We start from the raw sequence: 15,327 nt of genomic DNA on the forward strand, positions 1-15,327 counted from the left end.
CGCCCGCTGTTGATAAAACCCGCTGCGGCGGGTTTTTTTATTGCGCTTGCGCCAGCGCCTGCAGGATATCGGCCTGCAGATCGTCAAACGCCTCCAGCCCGGCGGACAGCCGCACCAGCCCCTCGCTGATGTGGTGCCGTTTCCGCTCTTCCGGCGTGTAGGCCGAGTGCGTCATGCTGGCCGGGTGTTGCGCCAGGCTTTCGCAATCGCCCAGGCTGACCGCGCGCAAAATGAGCTGCAGCGCATTGAGGAAGCGAATGCCTGCACGCATGCCGCCCCGCAGTTCAAACGCCAGCATGCCGCCGGGGCGCGCCATTTGCCGCTGCGCCAACGCATGCTGCGGGAAGTTCGCCAGGCCGGGGTAATACACCCGCTCGACCGCCGGATGCTCCGCCAACATCTCTGCCAGGCGCTGCGCGTTATCGCAATGACGTTCCATGCGCAGCGGCAAGGTTTTCATCCCACGCAGCACCAGCGCGGCATCCTGCGCCGACAGTACCGCCCCGTTCATGTCCTTTAGCCCCTCCAGACGGATCGCCTCGGCCAACGCCTGGCGCGTCACCGCTATCCCGGCCAAGAGATCGCCGTGCCCGCCGAGGTACTTGGTCGCCGAGTGCACCACGATATCGGCACCTAACGCCAAGGGCCGCTGTAGATAGGGCGTGCAGTAGGTATTGTCCACCAGCAGCAGCGCCTGATGCCGATGGGCGATCTCCGCTACGGCGGCGATATCGACCAAGCGCATATTGGGATTGGCCGGGGTTTCGCAATACACCAGTCGGGTATGCGGACCCATGGCCGACGCTAGCCGCTCCGGCCGGGTCAGGTCAACGTGGGTTATCTTGACGCCGAAGCGTGCCAAGCCATGATGAAAGTAGCTGAAGGTACAGCCATAGACGGTTTCATCGACAATCAGCTCATCGCCCGGTCTGAGCAGCGTCCAGCAACACGCGGTGATCGCCCCCATACCGGAAGCGAACGCCACCGCCGCCTCCCCCTCCTCCAGGTTGGCGATGCGTTGCTCGAGCAGGGTTAACGTCGGATTGGCGATGCGCGAATAAAAGTACCCCGGCTCGGTGCCGGCAAAGCAGGCACCGCCGTATTCCGCGGTGGGAAAAGCAAACGTAGAGCTCATAAACACCGGCGGAGACAGTGCCCCCTGATACCGCTGCGGATCGTAGCCGTAATGAATAGCCCGGGTGGCAAAGTCGTGGCCAACTGCTGTAGCGGACATAACACAACTCCTTACCTGAGTGGGTGAAGCTTAATTCGTTGATTCATCCGAAAGGGCCGGCGGCAATGCGCTGTCTCGCGTGCGCTGGCCGATGATTTGTAAAGTACGCAGCAGCAGCGTCAACCCCAGCAGGGTATCCGGCTGCTTCAGCAAGGCGTACAGCGCGCGAAAACTGGCCGGCGGAGGATTCAATTGCAGCTCGCTGTGCGCCATCTGCAACGCAGTCCCCCCCTCCCAACCGACCGTAACCAGCCCTTCAAACACGCCGGCCAGTTTCTCCACCAGCGCGTTGTCGGCGATATCCACCACGTCCGACAACAGCGACAACAGATCGACCACGTTATCCAACCGCCCGCCCGCCAGCAGCGGCTGCAATTTCTCGAGCAACGCCGCCAATGATTGCAGGTCCGCCGCATGCACCGTGCTTTCCGTCATATCAGCCCCCTTACCGTGGCCCAGTAAAGGCCGCGGTTAAACCCATTACGCAGCATGCCGCCTACCTTGGTGGCGGGCGTTGGCAGTACGTCATGCCGGTAGTCGTAGACCAGCGGCATGCCGGCATTCAGCCCCATTTGCGCGACCGCCTGCACCTTGCCATCGTAATGGCTCACGGGCTGGCCCAGCCGCATTTCCGCCACGATGTTGTCGGCAATGACCGGCGCCTGATTATGGCAAGAGCCGCCGGCCTTGCTGACCGGCAAATCCACGGTATCGCCGATCACATATACGCCCTGCTGGCCGTAGACCTGCAGCGTTTGATGATCGGTTGGCAGCCAGCCTTCGCCGTTTTGACTCTCGCTCAACCCGGTATTGCGCACCGCCTCGACTGCGCGAATCGGCGGCGTTGCCATCAGAATGTCGAACGGCTGTTCTTCCCCTTCGGCGGAATAGGCGATGTTACGCTGGGCGTCTACCCGGCTGAGGGTAAACCCACGCTGGTGGCGAATGTCGCGCGCGGCAAAAATGGCGGGCAGCGCTTCGCCGGTCGGCCGCTGCAAAAACAGGCAGTTGCGCAGCAGTTGGGAAATGGTCGGGTAGGTGTACACAATCTCTACCGCCTTGCGCACGCCGCGCCGCCGCAGGTAGTCGTCCAGCATCAAGGTGGTTTCGATCGGCGCAATGCCGCACTGATGGGGCACGTTGGGCGTTTCGGGGAAGGACACGGTGATGAAAATTCGGCCTTTTTCGATCGTCGCCAGCTTATGCGCCAGCCGCCTGGCGGCCTGATACTGATAAAAATGATCGCCCGCCTGCGCCAATCCTTCGATGCGTTCTGGCCAAGGGACACAGCCGGTAGCAAAGACCAGAAAGTCATAGGAATAAATTTTACCGCTTTGCGTAGCTATACTTCGCTGTTTTAAATCGAAAGATTGCGCTTTATCAACAATAAACTGTATTTCAGGCCGCAATAAACTCCGCTGTGAACGCGTGAGCTCTTGCTTGAAAAAAGCATTGAACGCCACATACATAAACGCCGGCTTGTAATAATGCAGCGGCGAATCCGATATCATTAATAACTCGACTTTATTATTAATAATCTCTTGGTGTAATTTTGCGGCCAATAAATTGGCCAGGATGGTGCCGCCGGTTCCACCGCCGATAATGATGATTCGCTGTCGCATCAAGCCCCCGCTCAACCGGCCAGCAAGCCGGCAGTATTAAGGTATGGTGATGATGAAGTTCTACGGCAGAACGGCGAGAAATAAACTGCCTTATTGGCAGTCTAGTAACGAATAGTTATAAAGCAAATAAAATGGGAATATAAAAACGGGAAAGAGAGATATCGGAATAAATTTACCCCGTTAAAAACTACCGTTTTTAATAAATAACTACTGGTTAATATATCGGTTATAGCCACAAAAAAACCCGCCGCAGCGGGTTTTTATTTAACAACCGAATCGGTCGAACTTACTGGCCTTTAACTTCTTTCAGGCCGTTGAATGGCGCACGGTCACCCAGCGCTTCTTCGATACGGATCAGTTGGTTGTATTTAGCAACGCGGTCAGAACGGCTCATGGAGCCGGTTTTGATCTGGCCAGCCGCAGTCCCTACCGCCAGGTCGGCGATGGTCGCGTCTTCGGTTTCACCGGAACGGTGAGAGATCACCGCGGTGTAACCAGCGTCTTTCGCCATCTTGATTGCAGCCAGCGTTTCGGTCAGAGAACCGATCTGGTTGAATTTGATCAGGATGGAGTTAGCGATGCCTTTCTCGATGCCTTCTTTCAGGATCTTGGTGTTGGTCACGAACAGGTCGTCGCCCACCAGCTGAATTTTGTCGCCCAGCACTTTGGTCTGGTAAGCGAAGCCCGCCCAGTCAGATTCATCCAAGCCGTCTTCGATAGACACGATTGGGTACTGTTTGGTCAGCTCTTCCAGGAAGTGAGTGAACTCTTCGGAAGTGAAGGCTTTATTGCCTTCGCCGGCCAGCACGTATTTACCGTCTTTGTAGAATTCGGAAGCCGCGCAGTCCATCGCCAGAGTAACGTCTTTGCCCAGCTCGTAGCCCGCCGCTTTTACCGCTTCAGCGATAACGGCCAGCGCTTCGGCGTTGGAACCCAGGTTTGGCGCGTAGCCGCCTTCGTCGCCCACGGCGGTGTTCATGCCTTTGGCTTTCAGAACTTTCGCCAGGTGGTGGAACACTTCAGAACCGATGCGCACCGCTTCTTTCAGGGTCTTCGCGCCAACCGGCTGAATCATGAATTCCTGAATGTCGACGTTGTTGTCAGCGTGCTCGCCGCCGTTGATGATGTTCATCATCGGCAGTGGCATGGAGAATTTGCCTGGGGTGCCGTTCAGTTCAGCGATGTGCTCATACAGCGGCATGCCTTTAGAGGCTGCGGCCGCTTTCGCTGCTGCCAGGGAAACCGCCAGAATGGCGTTGGCGCCGAAGTTGGATTTGTTTTCGGTGCCGTCCAGATCAATCATGATCTTGTCGATGTTCGCCTGGTCTTTGGCATCTTTACCCAGTACTGCCTGAGCAATCGGACCGTTTACTGCAGCAACGGCTTTCAGTACGCCTTTACCCAGGAAACGAGACTTGTCACCGTCACGCAGTTCCAGCGCTTCGCGGGAACCGGTAGAAGCACCTGACGGCGCGGCAGCCAAGCCGACGAAACCGCCTTCCAGATGAACTTCGGCTTCAACAGTCGGGTTACCGCGGGAGTCGATGATTTCACGACCGATGACTTTAACGATTTTGGACATTAGGTTTTCCTCAGTACAAGTTAAACTAAAACTCCAGACAAACAGCGCGCGGTTCTCACCGCGCGCCGCCCACCAAATATTTTATTTCACCTGGCGCTTCTGATGCTCGCCTGCGGCTTTCACGAAGCCGGCGAACAGCGGATGCCCATCACGCGGCGTAGACGTAAATTCCGGGTGGAACTGACAGGCTACAAACCACGGGTGATTCGGCAGTTCAATGATCTCGACCAGCTTGTTGTCGGCGGAACGACCGGCGACACGCAGCCCTGCGGCTTCGATCTGCTTCAACAGCATGTTGTTAACTTCGTAACGGTGACGATGACGCTCGACAATGGTCGGTTCGCCGTACAGCTGACGCACCAGGCTGTTGTCGCTCAGGTTGCACTGTTGGCCACCTACGCGCATCGTGCCGCCCAAATCGCTTTCTTCGCTGCGCACTTCGACGTTGCCGTCTTCGTCGCGCCATTCGGTGATCAACGCCACCACCGGGTACTTACAGTCTGGCATAAACTCGGTGGAGTTGGCGTTTTCCATGCCGGCCACGTTGCGAGCGAACTCCATCAACGCCACCTGCATGCCCAGGCAAATGCCCAGGTAAGGAATGTTGTTCTCGCGCGCATAGCGCGCGGTCATCACTTTGCCTTCCACGCCGCGGTAGCCGAAGCCGCCCGGGATCAGGATCGCATCCAGCCCTTTCAGCACTTCCACGCCGCGGGTTTCTACGTCCTGCGAGTCGATCAGCTTGATGTTCACGGTCAGACGGTTTTTCAGCCCGCCGTGTTTCAGCGCTTCGATCACCGACTTGTAGGCATCCGGCAGCTCAACGTATTTGCCGACCATTCCGATGGTCACTTCGCCGCCCGGATTGGCTTCTTCGTAGATCACCTGTTCCCATTCGGCCAGGTTGGCTTCCGGTGCGTTCAAGCTGAATCGTTTACAAATATAATCGTCCAGCCCCTGAGATTTCAATAGGCCTGGGATTTTATAAATAGAATCAACGTCTTTCAGAGAGATAACCGCTTTTTCCGGCACGTTACAGAAAAGCGCGATTTTCGCGCGTTCGTTAGCAGGAACCGCGCGATCGGAACGGCAAATCAGCACATCAGGCTGAATACCGATGGAAAGCAGCTCTTTTACGGAATGCTGGGTCGGCTTGGTTTTCACTTCGCCCGCCGCCGCCATGTAAGGCACCAGCGTCAGGTGCATGTACAGGGTGTGCTCGCGGCCCACTTCCACCGCCATCTGACGGATGGCTTCGAGGAACGGCAGCGATTCGATATCGCCGACGGTGCCGCCGATTTCCACCAGCACCACATCGTGGCCTTCGCCGCCTTCGATGATGCGTTCTTTGATCGCGTTGGTGATGTGCGGAATGACCTGCACGGTCGCGCCCAGATAGTCGCCGCGGCGTTCTTTACGCAGCACGTCGGAGTAGATGCGGCCGGTGGTGAAGTTGTTGCGACGCGACATTTTGGTGCGGATGAAGCGCTCGTAGTGACCCAAATCCAGATCGGTTTCTGCGCCGTCTTCGGTGACGAAAACTTCCCCATGCTGAATCGGGCTCATGGTGCCCGGATCCACGTTGATGTACGGGTCCAGTTTCATGATGGTAACGTTGAGGCCACGGGCTTCAAGAATAGCCGCCAGAGAGGCTGCGGCAATGCCTTTACCCAGAGAGGATACGACCCCGCCGGTCACAAAAATATAATTAGTTGTCATGCTGAACCTGAGAGTTTAGGTTTAAAGACGATGGAAGAACCAGGACGGGAAAGTAGTATACCCGAACCTCTCCTGACCTACAAACGATCGTTTTGCTGTCCATCATCTCGGCCGCCCTCCCGTGTTCATCAGGGTTTACTCCGCCGGCGCCGCCTAAACCCTCTAGGAAATACAAAGAGTTAGCGGAGAAAATTTCTTTTTACCGCCCCTATCGAGCGATAAAACGCCTTAGATTTCAGTTTGTTGGCCTTTTGCTGCCGACTGCAGCCCTGCGCCTGTGACCTGACCGTAAGCTTAACCGTTTCAGCCTGAGTGAACCTTGTTTGCGATCAACATTGTCGTTGCAGCGATTCAACTTTCCTTGCGCTTCACCTGCTGCCAGGCGTCTTCCATCTGCTCCAGCGTGGCGTCTTCAAGCCGCAGCCCGCGTTGCTGGACGATCGCCTCCACCTCCCGGAAGCGGCGTTCGAACTTGCGGTTCGCCGCCTGCAGCGCGTTCTCGGCCTTGTGGCCCAAATGGCGCGACAGGTTCACGGTGGCGAACAGCAGATCACCGATCTCCTCTTCCAGCTTGCTCTCATCGACCACCGCCTGGCGGGCTTCGTGCATCACTTCGTCGATCTCTTCATACACTTTGTCCAGCACCGGCCCCAGCGTGTTCCAGTCGAAGCCGACCGAGGCGCAGCGTTTTTGGATCTTGTGCGCCTTCATCAACGCCGGCAGCGCCTGTGGAATGTCGTCCAGCACCGAGTGCAGCGCTTTTTCGGCGCGCTCGCCGGCCTTCAGCTGCTCCCAGCGCGCCGCCACGGCTTCGCTGTCTCCGCCCTCGGCGTCGCCGAAGATGTGCGGATGTCGGCGCTCCAGCTTGTCGCTGATGGCGGTGCACACCTCATCAAAATCGAACAGCCCCTGCTCCTGCCCCATCTGGGCGTAGAACACCACCTGGAACAGCAAGTCGCCCAGCTCGTCGCGCAGATCGGCGTAGTCCTGCCGTTCGATGGCGTCCAGCACTTCGTAAGTCTCTTCCAACGTATAAGGCGCAATGGTGGCGAAGGTTTGCTTGCGGTCCCACGAGCAGCCGAGCTGCGGGTCGCGCAGCGTTTTCATGATGTTCAGCAGACGCTGCAGCGGAGTGGATTGGGTCATAAAAAATCTCTGAGAAAGAATGGGGGCGCAGGGGAGCGCCCGCAGAGTTCATGGATTTCGGGCCGCATCCGCTATCGATACGGCCCGAAAGGCGATATGGGCTTAGTTGCCGTGCAAACGCTTGGCGTCTATCACGTCCGGCAGCTGATTCAATTTCGCCAGTACCCGGCTCAACACCTGCTGGTTGTAGATTTCGATATCCATGTCGATAGTGGCCAACTGCTTCTTGGTATCGCTGCGGCTGGCGACGCCCAGCACGTTGACCTTTTCGTTGGCCAGAATGGTGGTGATATCGCGCAGCAGCCCGCTGCGATCGTTGGCCATCACGCGCACCACCAGCGAATAACCGCTGGAGTAGCTTTCGCCCCACACCGCATCGACGATGCGCTCCGGCGCATGCGATTGCAGATCGACCAGCTGATCGCAGTCCGCACGGTGGATCGAAATACCGCGCCCCTGGGTAATAAAACCGACGATGTCGTCGCCCGGGATCGGCTGGCAGCAGCGGGCGATGTGGTGCATCAGGTTGCCCACGCCCTCCACCACCACGCGGCCGTTATCCTTGTTGCGGGTCGGCGGCGGCGCTTTCTGCTGCACCAGCTGGCGCAGCGCCTCGCGATCCTGCTCTTCGGCGCTCGGCTTATTGAACTTGCCCTGTAGGTAATTCACCATCTGGTTCAGGCGAATGTCCCCGCCGCCGATCGCCGCCAACACCTCGTCCAGCGAGTTCATGTTGTAGCGCGGGATCAACAGCTTCTCAGCCTCTTTCAGGCTGATGCCGAGATGCTCCAGTTCGTTGTCCAGCATCTGGCGGCCGGCGAGAATGTTCTTGTCGCGATCCTGCTTGCGGAACCAGTTGTGGATCTTCGAGCGCCCGCGGCTGGTGGTCACGTAGCCCAGGTTCGGGTTCAGCCAGTCGCGGCTCGGGTTTGGCTGTTTCTGGGTGATGATCTCAATCTGATCGCCCATCTTCAGCTGATAGGTAAACGGCACGATGCGGCCGCCGATCTTGGCGCCGATGCAGCGGTGACCGACGTCGCTGTGAATGTGGTAAGCGAAATCGAGCGGCGTGGAGCCGGCCGGCAGATCCACCACGTCGCCTTTCGGGGTAAAGACATAGACCCGATCGTCGAACACCTGGCTGCGCACTTCGTCGAGCATTTCGCCGGAGTCCGCCATCTCTTCCTGCCAGGCGATGAGCTTACGCAGCCAGGCGATGCGCTCTTCGTAGCCGGAGCGCACGGTCACGCCCGCGCCCTCTTTGTACTTCCAGTGTGCGGCCACGCCCAGCTCGGCGTCTTCATGCATTTGCCGGGTGCGGATCTGAATCTCGACGGTTTTGCCGCGCGGCCCCAGCACCACGGTGTGGATCGACTGGTAGCCGTTGGGTTTCGGGTTGGCGACGTAGTCGTCGAACTCGTCCGGCAGGTGGCGGAAGTGGGTATGCACGATGCCCAACGCCGCGTAGCAATCCTGTAGACGCTCCGCCACGATGCGCACCGCGCGCACGTCGAACAGTTCGTCAAACGCCAGGTGCTTTTTCTGCATCTTGCGCCAGATGCTGTAGATGTGTTTCGGCCGGCCGTAAATCTCCACCCGAATGCCTTCTTTGGCCATCTCGGCGCGCAGCCCGGCGACGAAGTCGTCGATGAACTGTTCGCGATCGATGCGGCGCTCATGCAACAGCTTGGCGATGCGCTTGTATTCTTCCGGGTGCAGGTAGCGGAAGCAGAAATCTTCCAGCTCCCACTTCAGTTGGCCGATGCCGAGCCGGTTAGCCAGCGGGGCGTAGATGTTGGAACACTCTTTCGCCGCCAGCACACGTTCGTCTTCCGGCGCGTCTTTCACCTCGCGCAGGTGGGCGATACGTTCCGCCAGCTTGATGACCACGCAGCGGAAATCCTCCACCATCGCCAACAGCATGCGGCGCACGTTGTCGACCTGTTCGGAGGCCATCGAGTCGTTTTGGGTGGCTTTCAGTTGACGAATGGCGTCCATGTCGCGCACGCCGTGCACCAGCGCGACGATGCCATTGCCGAACGCTTCGGTCAGGGTCTCTTCCTGCACGATGCCGGCGTCCACCAGCGGGAACAACAGCGCGGCGCGCATACTGTCGTTGTCCATGCTCAGCGTCGAGAGGATTTCCACCATCTCCAGGCCGCGCCACAGCAGCAGCGAGGCGTCGGGATGGTTTTGGGTCTGCTGCTCACAATAACGCCAGGTTGCGGCCAATCGCTCACATGACTGCGGGTTGGGTAGCCCCAAGCCGGCGATCCACTCATCGAGAGCGAACTCACCCGCCGTATTCAGATGTGCACTTCTTACCGCAACCATAACTTCTCCCTACTTTGCAGCGACCTCTGGCGCGCGCTCGTTGATAAACAGCGCCATTGATTCAAGATGCCCCGTGTGCGGAAACATATCCAACATCCGCACGCGCGCAAGACGATAACCGGCGTTCAACAGCACTTTGCTGTCGCGAGCCAGCGTGGTGGGGTTACAGGAAACATACACCACCCGCGCCGGCGCCAGTTTTACAATGTGTGACATCACCCCGGCCGCACCGGCGCGGGCGGGATCCAGCATCACCTTATCAAACCCTTGTGCTGCCCAAGGTTGCCGCTCAACGTCGTCCTCCAGATTCTCATGGAAGAACGACGCATTATTCAGCTTATTCTTATGTGCATTATATTGCCCATTCGCTACCAGCGTGGCAACACCTTCGATGCCCACCACCGCAGCGGCGCGGCGCGCCAGCGGCAGGGTGAAATTCCCCATGCCGCAGAACAGGTCCAGCACCCGATCATTGGGTTGAATGTCGAGCCATTCAAGGGCCTGCGCCACCATTTGTTGGTTTACGGCGTCATTGACCTGAATAAAGTCGCGCGGACTGAAGTCTAAGCGTAGCCCGTCAACCTGATAATACGGCGTTTCACCGCACAGTTTTTCCACGCGGTCGCTGTCCGGCGCCAGATAAACAGCGACGTTTTCCCGCTCGCCAAACGCCAACAGCGCCTGGCGATCCGCCTCTTTCAGGGCATCGAGATGGCGCAGCACCAGCAGCGGGCCGTTATCCGCCAGCACCAGCTCCACATGCCCCAGCCGCCGCACCGCCTGCAGCCCGCTCAGGCAGGCGCGCACCGGCGCCAGCAGCTGTTCCAGCTCCGGGCGCAGCACCGGGCAGTGCTCCACCGCTACCAGCTCGCTGGAGGCCGCCTGTCGAAACCCCATCATCAGGCGCTGCAACTTCGGCTGCCACGCCAGGCTCAGGCGGGCGCGGCGGCGATAACCGTATTCCGGGCCGGCGATCACCGGTTCCTGCTGCGGGGTCACCCCGGTTTCGCGGGCGATCATGCGCACCAGCGCCGCCGCCTTGCTCTGCTGCTGCAGTGCCTCATCCGCATGCTGCTGCTGGCAGCCGCCGCACACGCCGAAATGCGGACAGCGCGGTGCCACCCGCTGCGGGCTGCGGCTCAGCAGGCGCTTGAGCTTGCCTTTGGCGAACTGGCGCTTGTCTTCGGTCAGCTGGATTTCCGCCTGCTCGCCCGGCAATACGCCCGGCACGAACACCGCTTTGCCGTCGTGGCGCGCCACGCCCTGGCCGAAAGGATCGAGATCGCTCACCGTCACGGTGAAGATTTGTGAGCTCTGCCGGGTCGTCACGCGGCGTTTGGGAGAGTAGAATTGCGCCATATTTGTCGATTGTGTGCTGGTTCATTAAGCTAGTGTCAGCTGTCAATTCTCCCACATTGGAATCCCATGACCAAATACAGCCTGCGTGCGCGCATGATGATCCTGATTCTGGCCCCGACCTTGCTGATTGGTTTGCTGCTCAGCACCTTCTTCGTGGTGCACCGCTATAACGAGCTGCAGGAGCAATTGGTCGACGCCGGCGCCAGCATCATCGAGCCGCTGGCGGTGGCCAGCGAGTACGGCATGACGTTCCGCAGCCGCGAATCGGTCAGGCAGTTGGTCAGCCTGTTGCACCGCCGCCATTCGGACATCGTGCGTTCGATCACCGTGTTCGATGCACAGAACAATTTGTTCGTTACCTCTAATTATCACCACAACTTCGCTCAGCTGCAGCTGCCGAAAGGCGTGCCGTTGCCCACCGAGCTGATGCTCACCCGACGCGGCGATTCGCTGATCCTGCGCACGCCGATCCTGTCGGAAAATCAGTATCCGGATGAAACCGCCGACGGCGGCAGCCACCCCGACAACAACCTGGGCTATGTGGCGATCGAGCTGGATCTGCAGTCGGTGCGGCTGCAGCAGTATAAAGAGGTGTTCGTCTCCACCCTGCTGTTGCTGCTGTGCATGTGCATCGCCATCCTGTTCGCTTACCGGCTGATGCGCGACGTGACCGGCCCGATCCGCAATATGGTGAACACCGTCGACCGCATCCGCCGCGGCCAGCTCGACAGCCGCGTGGAGGGCTACATGCTCGGCGAGCTGCACATGCTGAAGAACGGCATCAACTCGATGGCGATGTCGCTTACCGCCTATCACGAAGAGATGCAGCAGAACATCGATCAGGCCACGTCTGACCTGCGTGAAACGCTGGAGCAGATGGAGATCCAGAACGTCGAGCTGGATCTGGCGAAAAAACGCGCGCAGGAGGCGGCGCGCATCAAGTCCGAATTCCTGGCCAACATGTCGCACGAGCTGCGTACCCCGCTCAACGGCGTGATCGGTTTTACCCGCCAGATGCTGAAAACCGATCTGAGCGCAACCCAAACCGATTATTTGCAGACCATCGAACGCTCGGCCAACAACCTGCTGACCATCATCAACGATGTGCTGGACTTCTCCAAGCTGGAGGCCGGCAAGCTGGTGCTGGAGCATATTCCGTTCGCCCTGCGCGAAACGCTGGACGAAGTGGTGGTGCTGCTGGCCCCCAGCGCCCACGACAAAGGGCTGGAGCTGACGCTGGATGTGCACAACGACGTGCCGGAGCAGGTGATCGGCGACTCGCTGCGCCTGCAGCAAATCATCACCAACCTGCTGGGGAACGCCATCAAGTTCACCGAAACTGGCAATATCGATATCCGCGTCGAGCTGCGCAAACAGCTGGATCGCCGGGTGGAAGTGGAAGTGCAGATCCACGACACCGGCATCGGCATCTCCGAACGCCAGCAGTCGCAGCTGTTCCAGGCATTCCGTCAGGCAGACGCCAGCATCTCCCGCCGCCACGGCGGCACCGGGCTAGGGTTGGTGATCACGCAAAAGCTGGTGAAGGAGATGGGCGGCGACATCTGCTTCCACAGCCAGCTGAATCGCGGCTCGACCTTCTGGTTCCACATCACGCTGGATCTGAACGAGGGCATGCTGTCGCTGGCGCCGAGCCTGCCGGATCTGAACGGCAAAACGCTGGCCTATATCGAGTCCAACCCGACGGCGGCACAGGCGACGCTCAACATGCTCAGCGTCACGCAGCTGGTGATCACCCACTCGCCGACGCTGGGCCAGCTGCCGTCAGGCCATTACGATTTCCTGCTGGCCGGCGTGCCGATCCCGTTCCGCGACAACATGGCGCAGCATCAGGACAAATTGTTGGCCTCGCTGAAGCTGGCCGATCGGGTGATTCTGGCGCTGCCGTGCCAGGCGCAGATCGACGCCGAACTGCTCAAGCAACAAGGTGCGCTTGGCTGCCTGATCAAGCCTATCACCAGCACGCGTCTGTTCCCGCTGCTGAGAATGGAGACGCCCGATCGGCTCGCCGCCCCACCTGAGCGTAAACGTCTGCCGCTGACGGTGATGGCGGTGGACGACAACCCGGCCAACCTGAAGCTGATCGGCACGCTGCTGGGCGAACAGGTGGAAAAAACGCTGCTGTGCGAGAGCGGTGAGGAAGCGCTGGCGCTGGCGCGCAACAACGTGCTGGATCTGATCCTGATGGACATTCAAATGCCGAAGATGGACGGCATTCACGCCAGCGAACTGATCCGCCAACTGCCGCACCACAACTCTACGCCGATCGTCGCCGTCACTGCCCATGCCGCCAGCGGCGAACGCGAGCATCTGCTGCAGGCCGGAATGGACGACTACCTGGCCAAGCCGATCGACGAGAAAATGCTGACCCGCGTGCTGTCGCGCTACCACAGCGGCGACGTGGAAAGCGCCGTCGCCGACGATGCCCCGCTGTCGCTCGACTGGCCGCTGGCGCTGCGCCAGGCGGCCAATAAACCGGATCTGGCGCGCGATCTGCTGCAAATGCTGCTCGATTTCCTGCCGCAGGTGCGCGAACGGGTGCAGGCGCTGCTCGAGGGGCAACACGACGACGAGATCCTCGACCTGGTCCATAAGCTGCACGGCAGCTGCAGCTACAGCGGCGTGCCGCGCCTCAAGCAGCTGTGTTTCTACCTCGAGCGGCAGCTGCGCCAGGGCATCACCAACGACGAACTGGAGCCGGAGTGGCTGGAGCTGTTGGATGAGATTGAACTGGTGATCCACGCGGCGCGCGCGCATCTGGCGCAACCGGCCTGAATCCTCAGGCCATAATGCAAAAAGGCACGCCGTAGCGTGCCTTTGTTGCTTTTAGCGCCTGACGTTTATCACTGCGCCAGCAGGTACAGTTGGCTATCGCCACGCTGAATATTCAACGCCAGCACCGACGGTTTGCTGTCGAGGATTTTACGCAGCTCGCCCAGGTTCTGGATCGGCTGTTGGTTCACGCCCAGGATCACGTCGCCCTTTTTCAGGCCGATGCGCGCGGCGGCGCTGCCGGCTTTCACGCTGTCGACCTTGACGCCTTTCACGTTGCCGACCTGGGTATTGCTCAGCTCGGCGCCTTCAATGCCGGTGTAGATATTGCCCGAGGCCACCTGGGTCTGCGCGCTTTGCTCCAGCGTGACGTCAATCGTTACCGGCTTGCCGTCGCGAATAATGCCCAGCGACATCTTGCTGCCGACCGGCAGCGTGCCGATCTCCGCCCGGAACGAGGCGAAGCTGGAGATGGCCTTGCCGTTCATGGTGACGATCACGTCGCCGGCCTTGATGCCCGCCTTCGCGGCGGAAGATTTCGGCATTACCTGGCTGACGAAGGCCCCGCGCTGCGCATCGACCTTCATCGCCTTGGCCAGCTCAGAGTTCAGCTCGGTGCCCATGATACCCAGCTCGCCGCGTTTCACCTGGCCATACTCGACCATTTGCGCCGTCAGGTTTTTCACCATGTTGCTCGGAATAGCGAAGCCGATACCGATATTGCCGCCGTCCGGCGCCAGGATCGCGGTGTTGATGCCGATCAGCTCGCCGTTCAGGTTAACCAGCGCGCCGCCGGAGTTACCGCGGTTGATCGCCGCATCGGTCTGGATAAAGTTTTCGTAGTTTTCGATGTTCAGGCCGCTGCGCCCCAGGGCGGACACGATGCCCGAGGTGGCGGTTTCACCCAACCCGTACGGGTTGCCGATCGCCACGGTGTAATCGCCGACGCGCAGCTGATCGGAGTCCGCCATCTTGATCGCCGTCAGGTTCTTGAAGTCTTTCAGCTGGATCAACGCGATATCGGAACGCGGATCCTTGCCGATCACTTTGGCGTCGAAGCGGCGTCCGTCGCTCAGCTGCACCTGGATCTTGTTGGCGTTGTCCACCACGTGGTTATTGGTCACCACATAGCCCTTGGCGGCATCGATAACCACCCCGGCGCCCAGCGCCTGGAATTTCTGCTGCGTGCCCTGCGGCTGGCCATCCGGCCCTGGCTGTTCACCGCCCTGACACATCGGCGAGCCCTGGAACGGCGAACCGTCCTGGCAGAACGGCGAATCCTCACCGAAGAACTGTTGGAACTGCTGCGGCATGCGCGGCGTATTGACCGTGGTGCTGCCCTCAACGTTAATGCTCACGACGGAAGGCATCACCTTCTCCAGCATCGGTGCCAGGCTCGGCAGCTGTTGGGTGCTGGAAGAGGCGGTTTCAGCGGCGCTGGCCGTCGCCGGGCCCATCGCCATACCGATACTGAATGCCAGTGCGCTCAGAACTAATGCGGTTTTTTTCATCTGTGTGTCTCTTATAAAGTCGTTCAAAAA

The 15,327-nt window shown here is 59.5% G+C and carries 10 protein-coding genes; 1 reads left to right on the forward strand and 9 read right to left on the reverse strand.

Going from position 1 to position 15,327, the window contains the following annotated elements:
- Nucleotides 1-37: 37 nt before the first annotated feature.
- From RE418_RS02430 to rlmD, 8 genes are all read right to left on the reverse strand, one after another.
- Nucleotides 38-1,234, reverse strand: coding sequence for a methionine gamma-lyase (locus tag RE418_RS02430; protein ID WP_025301602.1), 1,197 nt, complete (start codon nucleotides 1,232-1,234; stop codon nucleotides 38-40).
- 30 nt (nucleotides 1,235-1,264) lie between these two features.
- Complete coding sequence (locus RE418_RS02435) at nucleotides 1,265-1,669, reverse strand: hypothetical protein (protein ID WP_080271238.1); 405 nt, start codon at nucleotides 1,667-1,669, stop codon at nucleotides 1,265-1,267.
- The gene (locus RE418_RS02440; protein WP_025301600.1) at nucleotides 1,666-2,856 is read right to left on the reverse strand and encodes an FAD/NAD(P)-binding oxidoreductase; all 1,191 of its coding nucleotides are present in this window, start codon (nucleotides 2,854-2,856) and stop codon (nucleotides 1,666-1,668) included. Before RE418_RS02440 ends, RE418_RS02435 begins: the two co-directional genes overlap by 4 nt.
- A gap of 286 nt (nucleotides 2,857-3,142) precedes the next feature.
- Nucleotides 3,143-4,438, reverse strand: a complete 1,296-nt coding sequence (gene eno / locus RE418_RS02445) for a phosphopyruvate hydratase (RefSeq protein WP_025301599.1) — start codon at nucleotides 4,436-4,438, stop codon at nucleotides 3,143-3,145.
- Nucleotides 4,439-4,519: 81 nt separating this feature from the next.
- A complete protein-coding gene (gene pyrG / locus RE418_RS02450) occupies nucleotides 4,520-6,157 on the reverse strand; it encodes a glutamine hydrolyzing CTP synthase (RefSeq protein ID WP_004932674.1) in 1,638 nt (545 codons plus the stop codon).
- A 351-nt stretch (nucleotides 6,158-6,508) separates the two neighbouring features.
- Nucleotides 6,509-7,303 carry a nucleoside triphosphate pyrophosphohydrolase gene (gene mazG / locus RE418_RS02455; RefSeq protein ID WP_089180568.1) on the reverse strand — a complete coding sequence of 265 codons (795 nt, stop codon included), beginning with the start codon at nucleotides 7,301-7,303 and terminating at the stop codon, nucleotides 6,509-6,511.
- 102 nt (nucleotides 7,304-7,405) lie between these two features.
- Nucleotides 7,406-9,637: a GTP diphosphokinase gene (relA, locus tag RE418_RS02460; RefSeq protein WP_025301597.1), complete on the reverse strand. Its 2,232-nt coding sequence runs from the start codon at nucleotides 9,635-9,637 to the stop codon at nucleotides 7,406-7,408.
- A 9-nt stretch (nucleotides 9,638-9,646) separates the two neighbouring features.
- A complete protein-coding gene (rlmD, locus tag RE418_RS02465) occupies nucleotides 9,647-10,996 on the reverse strand; it encodes a 23S rRNA (uracil(1939)-C(5))-methyltransferase RlmD (RefSeq protein ID WP_025301596.1) in 1,350 nt (449 codons plus the stop codon).
- 66 nt (nucleotides 10,997-11,062) lie between these two features.
- Here rlmD and barA point away from each other — a divergent pair, with 66 nt between their 5' ends.
- Nucleotides 11,063-13,789, forward strand: coding sequence for a two-component sensor histidine kinase BarA (gene barA / locus RE418_RS02470; protein ID WP_049204768.1), 2,727 nt, complete (start codon nucleotides 11,063-11,065; stop codon nucleotides 13,787-13,789).
- A gap of 68 nt (nucleotides 13,790-13,857) precedes the next feature.
- On the opposite strand, the gene degP is transcribed toward barA, so the two are convergent.
- Nucleotides 13,858-15,297: a serine endoprotease DegP gene (degP, locus tag RE418_RS02475; RefSeq protein ID WP_049204769.1), complete on the reverse strand. Its 1,440-nt coding sequence runs from the start codon at nucleotides 15,295-15,297 to the stop codon at nucleotides 13,858-13,860.
- Nucleotides 15,298-15,327 lie beyond the last annotated feature (30 nt).

This window comes from Serratia sp. szju (assembly GCF_044594185.1).
Classification (GTDB): domain Bacteria; phylum Pseudomonadota; class Gammaproteobacteria; order Enterobacterales; family Enterobacteriaceae; genus Serratia; species Serratia bockelmannii.

Coding starts and splice junctions, on each gene's coding strand:
- rlmD (WP_025301596.1), bottom strand. CDS start 10,996: ATGGCGCAATTCTACTCTCCCAAACGCCGCGTGACGACCCGGCAGAGC.
- relA (WP_025301597.1), bottom strand. CDS start 9,637: ATGGTTGCGGTAAGAAGTGCACATCTGAATACGGCGGGTGAGTTCGCT.
- pyrG (WP_004932674.1), bottom strand. CDS start 6,157: ATGACAACTAATTATATTTTTGTGACCGGCGGGGTCGTATCCTCTCTG.
- mazG (WP_089180568.1), bottom strand. CDS start 7,303: ATGACCCAATCCACTCCGCTGCAGCGTCTGCTGAACATCATGAAAACG.
- barA (WP_049204768.1), top strand. CDS start 11,063: ATGACCAAATACAGCCTGCGTGCGCGCATGATGATCCTGATTCTGGCC.
- RE418_RS02435 (WP_080271238.1), bottom strand. CDS start 1,669: ATGACGGAAAGCACGGTGCATGCGGCGGACCTGCAATCATTGGCGGCG.
- RE418_RS02430 (WP_025301602.1), bottom strand. CDS start 1,234: ATGTCCGCTACAGCAGTTGGCCACGACTTTGCCACCCGGGCTATTCAT.
- degP (WP_049204769.1), bottom strand. CDS start 15,297: ATGAAAAAAACCGCATTAGTTCTGAGCGCACTGGCATTCAGTATCGGT.
- eno (WP_025301599.1), bottom strand. CDS start 4,438: ATGTCCAAAATCGTTAAAGTCATCGGTCGTGAAATCATCGACTCCCGC.
- RE418_RS02440 (WP_025301600.1), bottom strand. CDS start 2,856: ATGCGACAGCGAATCATCATTATCGGCGGTGGAACCGGCGGCACCATC.